This is a genomic window from Legionella longbeachae, assembly GCF_004283175.1.
GTDB lineage: Bacteria > Pseudomonadota > Gammaproteobacteria > Legionellales > Legionellaceae > Legionella > Legionella longbeachae.
Genome location: NZ_RXNW01000007.1, coordinates 173350 through 188705, shown reverse-complemented (window position 1 = coordinate 188705; position 15356 = coordinate 173350). Strand labels below are relative to the sequence as shown.

The window sequence follows — 15356 nt, the reverse complement described above, 5'->3', positions numbered from 1 at the left end:
TGCTTATGTGGATATATCGTTTAAGCTGAGGGTGATTGGATTAGTGGTAATTAATGAGCCGAAAAGGTATATGCATGCAGTCGGCCACAAAACATTTTTCTCCTGAGATTTTTTTCAAGCAGAGGTTGAGAAAAATTAAAAATTTTGCAAAAGTTTCTTGAAGAGCTAACTCACATATTCCTAAATATTGGACAACTTTTTTTAGGCCAGTTATTACCTCAATTCAGATTTCTTTAACTTCATATATCAAGAGGAAATAAATTTTTTTTATATCAATGGATTTTGATAAAGTTTTAAATAACGATTAGCTAAATGATATGAGGCGTAATCGGTAATATGTCCGGAGTCACGAAACATAGGTATACCATTAATGTCTGCGCTACATTGGCCGTTGAGGCATTGAGCCTGTTTGGGATCAATAATTATTAATTGGGAGTATTTTCTTTTAAGGCGTGCAAATAAATCATCCTGCCAATTTAATTGCATCGCAAAATCACATTCTTCAGGTTTGTATTTCTTTCTTAGTTTAATATGATAAAAAAAACAGCTATAAGAATTATTGATTACAATTGTTTTAAGTAAAACAGGTGTAGCACCGGAAGTAATAATCGTTTGTAAGGCATCATCCAATGCTTTTTCGATTCGTTGTTTCGTTGACTCTACTGATTCATTCGCGATGAGTTTCCCACCTAGATAACCATCCCAGTTTTGCCCTAAGATTACAAAATCATAATGATTATTTTTTATCATATTGTAATAACGCTTGATTTGTTCGTGGCATGCAGTATAAACCTCCTTATTCCAATTATATTGCTCAACTCCAGGTAGTGTGAGGCAGGCCGCAGTTGCATGAGCCAGAATGGATATATTCGCTTCTTTTGCAAGAGTATCCATAAATCCCCATAAATGATTCGCATGAGAATCACCAAACATGAAACCAGTTTTTGTATTGGTGTTTTTTGCACCAAGAACACAGTCAGTATTTATTTCGACGCTTTTATCTTGAAGACACAAGGGTCTGATTGGATATGAATGCTTTTTTAATTGCTTATCAATTTGGGTCATTTCATTGAAACGTTTGGGGTATCCCTCCTGTTTTTTGATCACGTAATCACCTAAATGAATTAGTACAGCAGGAAGTATGCATAAATAAATTAAGCTATAACCAAATCTAATAGTGTGGAACCTGCGTGCCGGTTTCTCAATAAATCGCCAGGAAAAATAAGCGATAATAAAAGTTAAAGTAAATGCACAAATTAAAACTAAGGGTGTCTCTTCAATTTTTAAATAACGAATGATCACAAATATCGGCCAGTGCCAAATATATAATGAATAAGAAAGTAAACCTATAAACACTATTGGTTTCAGGGAAAGGAACCGGTTTAGAAATGTCTGAGGATAACTTGTCCCTGAAATGATAAGTATGCTTGTTGCACAACACAAAAAAACAGCATACCCATTTGGAAAGCCAATATGAATATCTGCATTCATTGCTATATAAAATATACTTATAAGTGCAGCAATGTTTAGACTTTCCAGCAAATACCTATTCAATGAAAATTGATTTTGCCTAAAGACGATAGACGAACCGATTAAAAATTCAAAAATGCGGCTCAATAAGTGATAGTAGTGTTTTGTCGGCTCTTTTGTTGATAAAAATAGCGTTAAAATTAAAAAACATACTGTCAGTAAATAAGTTGTTTTTGCAATATGCTTTTTATTAACAGTTCGATAAATACCAAAGAGCATTATAGGCAGAATCAAATAACATTGCCATTCTATGGATAATGACCAAGTATGTAATAATGGTAATTGATTTGCATTTGGTGAAAAATAACCTTTTGTTGCTCGTTCAAAAAACATATTTGAAAGAAATAGTGACGTTTTTCGAGCGCTTTTGGAGTATTGGATCAAATCCTCAGGTAAATAAAAAATCAAGGAAAGCACAAAAGTACTTACTATCAAGCAAATAAATATAGGTTGTAATCGCCATAATCTTCGACTATAAAAATCAACGAACGAAAAACGATCATTTTGCAAAGAGCCATAAATAATACTGGTGATTAGAAATCCTGAAATAACAAAAAAAATATCAACGCCGATAAAACCAGAAGGAAATAATTTAAATCCTGCATGAAAAAAGATTACCAGTAAAATAGCAACCGCTCTTAAGCCATCAATATCTGGCCGGTACCTCATTGTATGTAGATCCCTTCGCTATCACACTGTGCTTTTGATTTTGTTGTTTTTTTAACGGTTATTGTCCAATCAGGGCCTGAACCAATATGATGAATTTGAGCAAAATTTCCTTGATTTTTTGCTAAAGCCAAATAAAGCAAGCTATTTAGATAAAGTAAATCTTTACCTTTGTGAGTCTCTCCAAATGTATTTTGGAATAACACCAGACCTACAAATCTGTTATGATGATTTTGATAGATCCTCACTTTATAGCATGCGCCATCCTTGACGCCATATTTTTCAAGTAATTGCTGATCAATATTGGTCCATAGATTTCCATATTGAGGATCAAGTATTACTATTGTGCCTTGTAATTTATCATTTTTGATTGAAGCTTTTTCATATGGGATTTTTACAATAGGCTCATTAAGTTTAGGGCCAACTTCTTCAAATGAAATCTTTCCAGAAGCTAATTTTGCAGCAGTGTAACCATATACATCTCTACCAAAAAATGTATATGAGGAACCGGAACCGATTAAACGATTCTTGGTTTCATCTATCTCCCGTACTTCTTTAATTCCAAATTTATCGTCAATAAGAGTTAATGTTCCATTATCAGGAGTTACAAAATATTGACCGTTCTTAGTTAGAGCTACTATAGAACGGCGCTTGGTCCCAACTCCAGGATCAACTACGCTTATAAAGACGGTGTCTTTTGGCCAATACGGGGCTGTTTGATAGAGTCGATAGGATGCTTCCCAAATATTATAAGCTGGTATTTCATGTGTTAAGTCTGAAATAGTAAGTGAGGGATCGACCGTGATCATAACCCCTTTCACCTCACTCACAGCACCATCCTTTATACCAAAATCACTTTGAAATACCACAATACCTGATTGTACCGTGCTGGTTAATAAGCAAAGAAAAAAAACCAGTAACAAGTTATTTAAGTTATAAAATATACTTCTTTTTCTTACCATTAATGAGTTCATTTGTTTTTTAGAGCTATGTATGATAAACATCTGATAGATTATGGTCTATACCCAATACTCTTTTTATTTCAATATTATTTAAGGCATGGCTCTGATAATCCAATCAATAAAAATGTTTTTTAATTTTCTTCATCAATTTGTACATTAAATGTAGTAGATGCATTACCGCATTTATTCATGACATTAACAAGGACATTGAAATTATCTTTGCCATCAGCTTTAATTTTTATTCAGCCATTATTTGAATCAATTGTAACTTGATTTACTTTATTGTGAGGATGTGCTTTTACAGAATAAATTAAATTTTTTCCTTGAAACGCTTGGCTTGTTGGAATCTCTGCTGTATTAAAGGCAACTACTTACCAATTCTTTATTGGAGTGGCGACTTGAGGTTTGCAAGAATTAGTATCATGATTTGCAAATACCAATGATGAAATTAAACTGATAAATATGCTCAATAGTACTTTAAACATTCCATCCCTCATGCACCTAAAAAATATTGTGCCGCAATGGGCACACTTATAAATGAGTGCTGTTGTAAATGTCTATTTTTGATTTAAAGCATCTAAACGCTGAACAGAAGGATCTAATCTATCTAATGCTTGAAAAGGAAGCATCCAACCAGGATATTCAGCTGGTAAAGCACTAACCTCATTTAACTGTTTTATTTCATCCGAGTTTAGCTTAAGCCTTACCGCTGAAAGATTATCTTGTAACTGATCAATACGCTTGGCACCAATGATCACAGAAGTTACAGCTGGTTTTGTGAGCAACCAAGCTAACGATACACGAGCAGAACTGCAATTATGATGCCGTGCAATAGGCTCAATCACTTCGAGAACTCGCCAAACCCTCTCCTTGTCTACAATAGGGAAATCAAAATTTGAGCGCCGGGAATTTTCTGGTTTTTGATTATCACGGTTAAATTTACCTGAAAGCAAGCCGCCAGCTAAAGGGCTCCAAACAAGTAAGCCCATTTTATCCTCTTCCAGTAAGGGGATAATTTCTCGCTCAAGATCGCGACCAGCAAGGGAATAATATGCTTGTAATGTATCAAAATGAACGAGATTTTTAAGTTGAGAAACTCCTAAGGCTTTGGCAATTTTCCATGCTGGCCAATTGGAACAACCTATATAGCGTACTTTTCCCTGTTGTACTAATGTGTCTAATGCTCGCAATGTTTCATCTATGGGCGTTATGGGATCATTTCCATGAATTTGGTATAAATCAATATAATCTGTATTTAAACGGCGAAGACTTGCATCCACTGCATCCATAATATGCTTTCTAGAAGCCCCAATATCATTGTAGCCCGGACCAACCCTGCCATATACTTTGGTTGCAATCACTACATCCTTTCTGGCGATGTGAAGATTTTTCAGTGCCTGACCAAGAACAGATTCACTTTCACCTTCGGAATAAACATCAGCAGTATCAAAAAAATTGATTCCAGCCTCATAAGATGTCCTTACAATTTCATCAGCATTTGCTTGTCCTACTGAGCCGATTGCTTCCCAAAACCCTCTTCCCCCAAAGGTCATGGTGCCTAAACAAAGTCGCGAAACGAGTAATCCAGTATTACCTAGCGTTTTGTATTCCATGAAAAATTCTCCCTTAAAACTCCATTTTAAAGTTAAATAACATGATTATAACTATAAAGCAAATCTAAATAACAAAGGATAATCCGGATACATCGGTTTTACTTTCTACCAAATATGGCGAGACCTTGGTTACGCAACCAATACTCATCATTCTCCAAAAGATATGCTTTAAGATCAGGAATATCATAAAGATTTTTATAACCTGTCGTCACAAAATAACGTTTGCCAAGGATATAAAAATCTTTAACATTTTTAGACGGACTTACTATAATGCGTCCATTAGGAATTATTTTCATAAGTTTATTCATAAAATGTACTATCTCTTTTTCTTTTTCTATACCGTTTTCTACTCCTAAAAGGTAGGGAATAAATGCGGTATGAAAATACTGCTTTTCATGGATTGTGGAAATATCATCTATTGTACCCACATGAAATTGAATTTTTTTATCAAGTTCAAAGTCTTCTTGTGTTTTCATTTGGATGGCCTTTTGAACTAATGTTACCATGTAATGAATATAGGCTCGTCTTAGGGAGTTTGGATGGAGAATCCAAAATAAAAATTGAATTAATTTCACCCCGGGTATATTGACTAGGGTAGGATACCAATACGTAAGTGAGGTAAACAATTCACCAATTGAGGCCAGAGGCGTGCCTTGAACCGTATATTCCCTATAATGATAATATTTTTTAAATGCCTTCATCCATGCAATTGTTACTGGATCTTTATCATAAGCGGTCACAGATTTTGCTCCAGCCAGAGCCATTAAAAAACTACTGTTGCCATGACCAGGGATCACTAAAATATTTTTTCCCTCTATATCAGAGCGAATATTGTATCGATACTTTTGATTCCCCGCTAAAGCCGATGAGAAATAACGCTCAGCCCCCATGGGATAGATTTGTACCTCTTTATTATCAGAGAGTCTTGTCACTCTACGTTCCAAAATCCATTTTTTCTCTTGCTTGCTTAAAATTGTTTCATAAGCGTGCATCATTACATCCTGCTTTTATTGAAATTGATTTAACTTGAATGGTTTTGCTTTTTTACTTGTAAATAAATTAAATATTCTTGCGTTTAAGTTACGTTTTGCTGCAAATTTTCTACCCAATATTTGAGAAGGTTTTTCAATAAAGAGATGAACTAACCAGGAAACTATGATGGCAACTGCACTAACTAAAATTAATGATACACCAGTATTAAACCCTTTATCTAATAAAATGCGAAGAAATACATAGCCGCCAATACAATGAATAATATACAAGGGGTAACTAATATCTGCTAAAAATTTAACTAATCGATTTGTCTTAAAAAAATGTGGAAAAGTATAAGCAAACATAAAGGTTAGTAATGCTAAGGCATAGCTCCACGCTAAAATCAAACTTTCTGCATAAGGACCAGCCCACCAGGTAATACAAAATAAAAGAAATAAAAACCCTGTTGTAAAATATCCGTGATCAGGTTCAAGTTTATGGCAGTAGAGATAGTGAAATACAACGCCAAGAAACATAAAAATAATGTATTGGGAGGGTAAAATAAAAATTCTACTCCAAATAAATGCATTGAAATTACTTATTGACCATTCGGGCAGCATATAAGATAGGTAACAGTTCAAAAGAAAGAACATTATGGGTATAAAGAATACTTTTATTGAGTAGTTACGAAACCAAAATCCCAATAAGGCTACGAGTAAATAAAATTTCATTTCAATTTCCAAGGTCCATATAATTGAATCTATATTTTTTGATTCAAGTATGTCTCGGATTCCTGGAAAATAGTGAATGACTATTTCTTGTTGGGAATAAGGCCAGGAAATTAAAAAATATTTGGTTCCTAAAATAAGGGCTACTAGGCTGATACTAAATCCAAAAACATAAGTCGGGATAATCCGCAAAAAGCGACTCCCTAAAAACCCGAGCATACTTGTTCTTTGTAATGAAAAAGGAATAACAAAACCACTTATCAGGAAAAATAAGCCTACCCCGTAAGAACCCCAATCAAACAAAGAAAATTTATTAAGCCATAATATATAAATCGGCGAATTAAAGTTTTGAGGATCAAGCATGGGTGCGTTAATTAAATGCGCTATTGTATCTCTTTTGTACCAAAAAGTGCTGAAATAATGGGAGAGGACAACAAATAAAGCCGCAATCCCACGTAGTGTATTTACAAACTCAATCTTGTTTTCGCATTGTATATTTTCTTGCACCTTATCTACCTAATTGTTTAGATGAGTTTCGGTCAAACTACTTATTTCTTTGTTTACTATAGTTCTAAATTGCTTTGCTTGGAGTTTTTTAGGTTGATTACCTACGTTATTTATTAACACACCCATATAAGTTTTATAACCTATATTGGTTATTAAATTATTGTAAGCAGGTATATCCAATTTTTGTAATTTCTTATTTTCTAGTGGCATCTTTGGTTTTATTCTTGGCTGCGATTTATTTTCATATGCATAAGCCATTTCGATGAGTTTTCCCTCACTGAACTGTGTTCCAATTAATTCCACTCCAACAGGCATTTGATTGTGGTATCCAAAATTAATAGTAATTGAAGGCAGGCTGGAATTAGAAGCAACAGGTGCAAGCCAGGTATTCACCTCATAAGGATCATAAGTCGCAATGCCTACAGTGCTTATGGGAATTAATAGAGCATCAAGTTTTTCTTGTTTCATCAGCTCTTCAACATAGGTTCTATTTTTTGCAAATAATTTTAATGCACTTTCATATTTTGACCCATATTTAATCGGCATTGATGTAAAAAATTTAATGCATTCTGGAACTTCACCGAAAACTCTTATTCTATTTGAAGCACATAAATCCTGGAAGTTCTTACGTACTGAGGGAGATGAACTTAAATAACGATCCACATCTTCCCTCATTCCCGCCATATTAGAAGAACGATCTGTGTTAAATTCAGGTAAGTCCACTTCACTAATGATGGTAGCTCCTGATTTTTTGAAGGTGACTAATGCTTGTTGAAATATTTTTAATATGTCATCAGGCATCTCTTTAAAGACATTTCTAGCTCCAACTTTATGCACAATTCCGATACGCTTTCCAATTAATCCATCTTCATTTAAATAAACGGTATAAGTTTTTTCTCTTGGAACAGTGGCGGTTTTCATATCCTCTGGATTTACCTTGGCGATAACATCTAAAACATGTGCAAGATCTTGGACTGTCCGGGTTAAAGGCCCTGCTGTACCATCCAAATTGCCAGAAGGAAAAATCCCGCTTTGGCTTATTAAACCCGTACTTGGCCGTAAACCGTAAATGCCATTAAATGCTGCAGGAATCCTGACAGAACCACTATTATCTGTACCAATTCCAATCACTGCGAAGTTAGCGCTGATTGCAGCAGCAGATCCTCCGCTTGAACCTCCTGGATTTTTTTTTGTATCATACACATTACCAATACGCCCTGTTCTACTGCTGATACCAAACATACCTGCAGCCAACTCATCCATCCCTGCTTTCCCCAAAATAATTGCCCCTGCTTTTCTTAACTGAGTGACTAAAAAGGCGTCGTGGCTAGGCTGGTTGCCTAATAATGCAAGGGATCCAGAACTTGTTGTTGCATCATATGTATTAATATTGTCCTTTAATATGATTGGAATACAATGCAATGTCCCCATAAGTTTTTGTGTCTTTGAATATATTTTATCGAGTCTTCTTGCTTGCCAGATTACATTTTGATTTATTTCTACAAAAGCATTAATCGGTGCAAATTCTCCCGCACTCAAATTGTATTTTTTAATGCGTTCAAGATAGAGATTAATTAATTGTTCACATGTTAACTCATGATTTTTTATTGCAGCATGAACCAGGCTAATGGTTGTTTCTTCTAAAGAAAATGAAGTGTTTTTAGGAGTAAAATCAACATTTCCTGCTTTAGCAACACAAGATAGAAAAAATACTATTAAAAGAATAAACCGAATAGCCCTATCCATAGCAGCAGCCTTTTATAATCAATAAATTTTGTATGGCTTATGAGTATAATGCAATTTGAAATCAAACATAAGAAATCTTTCGCATACCAAGAATAATGATGTTACATTATTGGTTCCATTTTTTTCGGCTGATCTTTAGTAAGTTTTTAAAGCTATTTATACTCATTTAACCATTTAATTTAAGGAAAAATTATGGCTAAAATTCTGTGTGTTCTTTATGATGATCCAATTCTTGGTTACCCAAAAAACTATGCACGTAACGACCTACCTATAATTGAGAAATATCCAGATGGACAAAGTATCCCTACCCCGAGGCATCTTGATTTTAAACCGGGTACTTTATTAGGTTCAGTATCAGGTGAGTTAGGACTGCGTCAATTTCTTGAATCTCAGGGACATCAATTTATAGTAACTTCAGATAAAGAAGGCCCAGACTCAATTTTCGAAAAGGAATTGCCTGATGCAGATATCGTTATTTCACAACCTTTTTGGCCAGCCTACTTAACTTCTAAACGAATTGCTAAAGCTAAAAAACTAAAGTTAGTAATTACTGCAGGAATAGGTTCTGATCATGTAGACTTGCACGCTGCAATGGAAAATAATATTACAGTTGCCGAAGTTACCTATTCAAACAGCATCAGTGTTGCCGAACATGTGGTTATGATGACTCTCTCCTTGGTGCGCAATTATTTACCTTCCTATGATTGTGTTGTAAAAAAAGGGTGGAATATCGCGGATTGTATCGAACGGTCTTATGACCTTGAGGGTATGACAGTAGGTTCAGTTGCATGTGGGCGCATTGGTTTAGCAGTCATGAAACGTTTAAAACCTTTTGACGTCAAATTACATTATACAGATCGCCATCGTTTACCTGAAAAAATTGAAAAGGAATTAGGTTTAATTTTTCATGAGAGTGTTGAATCATTGGTACAAGTCTGCGATGTAATTACCATTAATTGTCCGTTGACTCCTGAAACAGAAAATCTGTTTGATGAACAACTACTGCGTAAAATGAAACGTGGTACCTATCTTATCAATACAGCACGAGGTAAGATTTGTAATCAAGATGCAATTGTAAATGCTTGTGAAAATGGGCAACTAGCGGGCTATGCAGGCGATGTTTGGTTTCCACAACCAGCTCCCAAAGATCATCCGTGGAGGACTATGGCTCATCATGGTATGACACCGCATATTTCTGGTACATCATTATCTGCACAAGCTCGTTATGCAGCAGGAACTCGTGAAATTTTAGAGTGTTGGTTTGACGGCCGCCCTATTCGTGATGTGTACCTTATTGTTAATAATGGTAGACTGGCTGGTACCGGCGCACATTCTTATACTACAGGCAATGTAACCGTCGGAGCTGAAGAAGCTTAAGTTTGCCATATTACTAAAATGAATGTTGTTATCGCTTATTTAAGAACAACATTCATGGTCTATTTTATTAAAAGAATTTCCTGGATGTAATTTTTCGGCCAATTATGCAGGGTCTTAGGTAGAAATACTTAATATCTGCTAAACCCGACAAGAACAACCCCTACTCGCATATTCGTGATAGGTAGAATGCAATCCTTTTGAACCATAGTATGTATAAAATTCAATTCGACCTAAAATTAATTTTAAAACGTATATACTTATAGAAAAGAAATAATTAAAAATACAAAAGGCTAAAAAGCATTATGACTCATCACATTAAAGTGAGTATTTATCTATGCATTATTACCTTGTTTGTGGTTTTGTTAAGCCTTGTTGGTGCATCTATTATTAGTATTAATTACATTGGACTAAATAAAATCCTTAGTTCCAGTGCCCATAGCTCAATTGAGCAAACCTCTGAAATAATTAAATCGCATATTTCCGAGTATTTACTCCCGCTTAATCACGATCTTATTCAAATTCAATACATGCTAACTAATGGGATTATTGATGATCGAGATGAATTTGAATCCTTTATTTTTAATACTGTTCGTAAAAATCCAGGAATTTCAGCAGCTTACTATGCAACAATAACGGGAGATGTTTATGGGGTAGATCGCCAGGATCCGGGAATAATAGCGATAGACATTATTACTAACTCAACAAAACCTCCTTATAAAACCCGCAATGAATACAATTATCAAGGACAATTTCTAAAAAAGACAACACTAGACATAAATTATGATCCTAGAACCCGCCCATGGTATCAAGATGCAGTTAAAGCGCAGAAACTAGTCTGGACTAATGTCTACAAATTTCATTCATTCACTAAAAGCACTGATATTACATACGGAATTACTGCAACAATTCCCATTTACGGCGAGCATCACAAACTGGAAGGTGTATTGGGAATGGATATTGCAGTTAATAGTATGCAAAAATTCATCAATAAATTGCAAGTTACGCCAAACTCAATTATTTATATAACCAATGAAAAAAATCAAGTTATAGCTTATCGAAATCCCCAACAGCTTTTAGATATTCGTGGAAAAAAGTTAACCCCAAAAGATCTTCGATTTAAAATCCCAATCCCACTTGCTAAACTTGAATCGGATAGCCAGCAAATTCCAGTGACATTCTATGAATTTAATAGTAAGCAATTCTTTTTAGTGAACCAACCTATTTTTAACGCAAATTCTGAAAAAATTTGGCATATTACGATTATTGTGCCCGCTAGCGATGTTTTAGCTCCACTAAGAAATTTAAGTCTCAGAATATTATTCTTGACTGTCTTTATACTTATTTTAGGTGTTCTGATTGCTCGTTTTGTTTCGCAAAAAATATCACGTCCGATTATTAAACTATCAAAAGAGGCTCAAGAAATAACACAATTAAATCTTGAACCAAAACCTCTACTTAAAACGATGATCAAAGAAATTAGCTACATGGATAGAAGTCTTTCAAATATGCGGTTGAGTCTTGCCTCATTTCAACGCTATGTTCCAAGCTCATTAGTTAAAAAATTACTACAAAGCGGAAAAATTGCTAAGGTTGGTGGAGAATATCAAAACATCACTATTCTATTTTCTGATATAAAAGATTTCACAAAGCTCGCTGAAGCGACTCCTCCCAAACAGCTAATGAATTATCTCTCAAGGTACTTTCAGTTGATGACAGATACTGTTCTTATTCATCAAGGAATACTAGATAAATATATAGGCGATGCAATTATGGCGCTTTGGAATACTCCTCTGCCTGATGAACTTCACATATTTCATGCCTGCCAAACTGCTGTGAGTATGATGGAACAAGTTAGGCAATTTAATATTAAAAATCAAAAAGAAGACCTCCCCGAGCTTATTTTGAGAATTGGAATCCATACAGGTAAAGCTATTGTTGGTAATGTTGGTTCAGAAGAACGACTTAGCTTTACGGCTTTAGGAGATTCAGTGAATTTAACAAGCCGACTTGAAGCCATTAATAAGGCTTATAACACTCAGATTATAGTCAGTAAACCCATTTACGATGAAGCCAAAAACCACTTTTCTTTTCGTATGCTTGATGAAGTGGCCGTTCGAGGAAAACGGGAGAGCACCACCATTTATGAGCTTATTACTTCTCAAAATCATCAACATCTAAATCAACATAAAGTTGAATTTGAACATGCTTTCCATCATTACCAAAAAGGTAATTGGGATGAAAGCCTTAAGTTATTTGCAAAACTTACTCCAGCCTATCCCGGAGATCAATTGGCAGCACTTTATATAGAACGTTGTCACATATTAATAAAAAAATCACCTGAAGTTTGGGATGGGATATGGCGCCATGAGTCAGAACTCTAATTTCTTAAAGATTGTGGCTGTCTTCTTTTTCATTGTCATAATTTTTAATTCGTTTAAAAATGAACTGAGTTACAAAAATTATATTGAATTCAATCCTATTTTCAACGAAATCATCTATACTATTCTATGATTTAACTCACTAAGGATGGAGATAAAATGTATAAGAAAATCGCTCAAACAGTTTTATTCGCATGCACATTAGCGCTTAGTCCCGTTGTTTTAGCTCACTCATGTGGTTGTGGTGAAGGGTTGAAACATATGGTTAGCTCTTTAAAACTTGATGATAACCAAAAATCTAAAATCAAACCCATCTTAGAACAACTAGCCTCAACAATAAAAAACGATGCAAGCCAAATGAAGGATTTGGATCAACAACTGCAACAACAAGCTCAATCAGCTAATATGGATCAAGCAACAGTAGATGGCTTGATTGACAAAAAGACAAAACTTGTTGGGGACATGATGAAAGCAAAAGTTACCGCTCAAAATCAAATCTATTCTGTCCTTAATCCGCAACAAAAGACAGAGTTACAAAATAAAGTAAAAAAAATGGAAGATAAAATGGCAGAACAATTCAAAAGCTGCCATGATGATGATTAAATAAAACAGATAATCAGGAACAATATGTATTGTTCCTGAGCATCTAAATTATTAGGTAATTTAATGTTAGTAAACGAATATATTCGCTATGATATACATGAACTTGCCCAACTCATTAAAAATAAGAGCGTAAGTGCTCGTGAAGTTCTTGATTGTGCATTAACCAGAGTTAATGAGGTTAATCCGCTACTTAATGCTATTGTTTTAAGTTGTCCTGACTTTGCAATAAAATGCCTCGAAAATCTCCGTGGAGACGAACCTTATTATGGAGTTCCTTTATTAGTTAAAGATTTAGGGCATCATATTACTGGCGTTCACGGTTCGGAAGGATCGCGTTTTTTTGCGATGAATATTGATATATTTACTAGTGATTTAGTGAGGAAGCTTATTTCTTTAGGCTTTATACCTTTTGCAAAAACAAATACGCCGGAATTAGGCCTTTCTTACGTTACTGAATCCGTTTTACATGGGCCTTGTCGTAATCCCTATGATCTCAATCGAACTTGCGGAGGATCTTCTGGTGGCTCAGCTGCAGCAGTTTTAACAGGTATTGCTCCTGTAGCAACGGCAAGTGATGGTGGCGGTTCTATCAGAATCCCAGCCTCATGTTGTGGATTAATAGGTTTTAAACCAACCAATGGACTCACTCCATCAGGTCCATTAACTAATGAGCTTTGGTCTGGTATGGCAGTAAACTTTGTCTTAACTCGTTCACTCAGGGATTCCGAGGCATTATTTCATGAGTTAATAATCCATCCAAAGTTGACATTGACTTCGCCTTGGAAAGAATTAAATATCATTCGATTAGAGGGAGTTTTTTCTCCAGTACCAATAGATTCCCCATATCTTGTTGCTATGCATCAAGTCGAAGAATTATTAAATAAATTAGGGCACAAGGTTCAAATACGAAATTTAGCGTTGGACATTAAAACGATTGGGGAGTGCGCCCTTACTTTAATAGCAGTGGATACTTTTACAACAATAAAAATCCAGGAAATACAGTTAAAAAGAAAAGTCACTCTTGACGAACTTGAGCCTATAACCTGGGATTTTTATCACAAAGGACAAACCATTTCTGCATTTGAATATCTCATTGCTAAAAGAAAACTATATCAATTATTACGTCCATTACATCAGTTATTGGGTGAAGCAGATATAATTCTAACCCCTGCTTTAGCTAAACTTCCTTTATTAATCGGAGAGTTAACAACAAACGATGAATTTGAGAACTACTTACAAAGAAATCTTGAGTTCTCTCCATTTACCTCTTTGTTTAATCAAGCGGGCTTACCTGCTATGACAATTCCAGTTATGTTTCACAATCACCTCCCAATTTCAATACAAATTGGATCTGCTCAAAACAATGATTTGCTGCTTTACTCGCTGGCAAAACAGCTACAATCAATGCTACCTGATTTTAGTCAAGCGATAAACATTACAACAAATCCACCCTAATTTAAAAAATCGTCGACTTGCCTAATTTCTTCCAGCCATAACACCACCATCAACATTAATGATTTCCCCTGTAATCCAGCTTGCTTTATCGGATAAAAGAAACTCAATTGCATCTGCAACATCACTTGTTTTGCCTATTCGTCCAATAGGATGAAATTGATTAAAGTTTTGCAATGTTAACTCAATTTTATCTTCATCAATAAATGATTTATAAATTGGGGTCATGACTACTGCAGGTGCCACTGCATTTACTCTTATATTATATTCCGCAAGCTCTAAAGCTAAATGTTGAGTTAATGAATGAAGCCCTGCTTTTTGTATGGAATAAGCCGAAGAAGGTGTTGCTTTAACTGCTTGGTTAGCCCACATTGAACCTATATTAACAATTGCACCTCCCCTATTTTTTTTCATATTTTGAGCCACAGATTGAGTAATAAAAAAGAAAGCTTTGTTAACATTTATCTGTAAATCATAATCCATTACTGTATGATCTAAAAAACTTATAGGTTTGAAACTTCCCGCTGCATTAACGAGATATTTGATTTTACGATCTTCATTATTTATTTTATGAATAAACATTGACAGATCCTCTTCGTTATGAAGATCTATCATAGAAATCTCCACTCCCGCCTCATTTGCATTAATTTCTTTAGCAGCCTTAATAAGCTTTTGCTCATCTCTGCCTGTGATTAGTAAATCCATACCGTATCCTGAAAGTCGTTTTGCGGTTTCTAATCCCATACCACTTGATCCACCAATGATAATGGCTAATTCTTTACGAAACATTTATATTCACCTTATATTTTGTTCTATCCAATT

At 34.8% G+C, this 15356-nt stretch carries 11 protein-coding genes; 4 read left to right on the top strand and 7 right to left on the bottom strand.

Annotated elements, in window-relative coordinates:
• Nucleotides 1-267 precede the first annotated feature (267 nt).
• From EKG34_RS08990 to EKG34_RS08965, 6 genes are all read right to left on the bottom strand, one after another.
• Entirely contained in the window at nt 268-2199 is a 1932-nt protein-coding gene (locus EKG34_RS08990; RefSeq protein WP_003637135.1) for an acyltransferase family protein, read from the bottom strand.
• Entirely contained in the window at nt 2196-3158 is a 963-nt protein-coding gene (locus EKG34_RS08985; protein WP_003637134.1) for an SAM hydrolase/SAM-dependent halogenase family protein, read from the bottom strand. The genes EKG34_RS08990 and EKG34_RS08985 overlap by 4 nt, the downstream gene beginning before the upstream one ends.
• Nucleotides 3159-3715: 557 nt before the next feature.
• The gene (locus EKG34_RS08980) at nt 3716-4771 is read right to left on the bottom strand and encodes an aldo/keto reductase (RefSeq protein ID WP_003637132.1); all 1056 of its coding nucleotides are present in this window, start codon (nt 4769-4771) and stop codon (nt 3716-3718) included.
• Nucleotides 4772-4869: 98 nt separating this feature from the next.
• Nucleotides 4870-5763, bottom strand: a complete 894-nt coding sequence (locus EKG34_RS08975; RefSeq protein ID WP_003637131.1) for a hypothetical protein — start codon at nt 5761-5763, stop codon at nt 4870-4872.
• Nucleotides 5764-5778: 15 nt separating this feature from the next.
• Nucleotides 5779-6978: an acyltransferase family protein gene (locus EKG34_RS08970; protein WP_003637130.1), complete on the bottom strand. Its 1200-nt coding sequence runs from the start codon at nt 6976-6978 to the stop codon at nt 5779-5781.
• A gap of 9 nt (nt 6979-6987) precedes the next feature.
• On the bottom strand, nt 6988-8724 hold the full coding sequence (locus tag EKG34_RS08965; RefSeq protein ID WP_012979112.1) for an amidase family protein: 1737 nt from the start codon (nt 8722-8724) through the stop codon (nt 6988-6990).
• A 192-nt stretch (nt 8725-8916) separates the two neighbouring features.
• On the opposite strand from EKG34_RS08965, the gene EKG34_RS08960 reads away from it, so the two are divergent.
• The 4 genes from EKG34_RS08960 to EKG34_RS08945 all read left to right on the top strand — a co-directional run bounded on the left by EKG34_RS08960 (nt 8917) and on the right by EKG34_RS08945 (nt 14537).
• On the top strand, nt 8917-10101 hold the full coding sequence (locus tag EKG34_RS08960) for an NAD-dependent formate dehydrogenase (protein ID WP_003637128.1): 1185 nt from the start codon (nt 8917-8919) through the stop codon (nt 10099-10101).
• A 302-nt stretch (nt 10102-10403) separates the two neighbouring features.
• Nucleotides 10404-12482: an adenylate/guanylate cyclase domain-containing protein gene (locus EKG34_RS08955; protein ID WP_003637127.1), complete on the top strand. Its 2079-nt coding sequence runs from the start codon at nt 10404-10406 to the stop codon at nt 12480-12482.
• A 156-nt stretch (nt 12483-12638) separates the two neighbouring features.
• Nucleotides 12639-13082 (top strand): Spy/CpxP family protein refolding chaperone, encoded by a 444-nt coding sequence (locus tag EKG34_RS08950; RefSeq protein ID WP_003637126.1) that lies wholly within the window; start codon nt 12639-12641, stop codon nt 13080-13082.
• Nucleotides 13083-13145: 63 nt separating this feature from the next.
• Nucleotides 13146-14537, top strand: coding sequence for an amidase (locus EKG34_RS08945; RefSeq protein ID WP_003637125.1), 1392 nt, complete (start codon nt 13146-13148; stop codon nt 14535-14537).
• Nucleotides 14538-14558: 21 nt separating this feature from the next.
• Here EKG34_RS08945 and EKG34_RS08940 read toward each other — a convergent pair whose 3' ends face one another.
• Nucleotides 14559-15323, bottom strand: a complete 765-nt coding sequence (locus EKG34_RS08940) for an SDR family NAD(P)-dependent oxidoreductase (protein WP_003637123.1) — start codon at nt 15321-15323, stop codon at nt 14559-14561.
• Nucleotides 15324-15356: the final 33 nt, after the last annotated feature.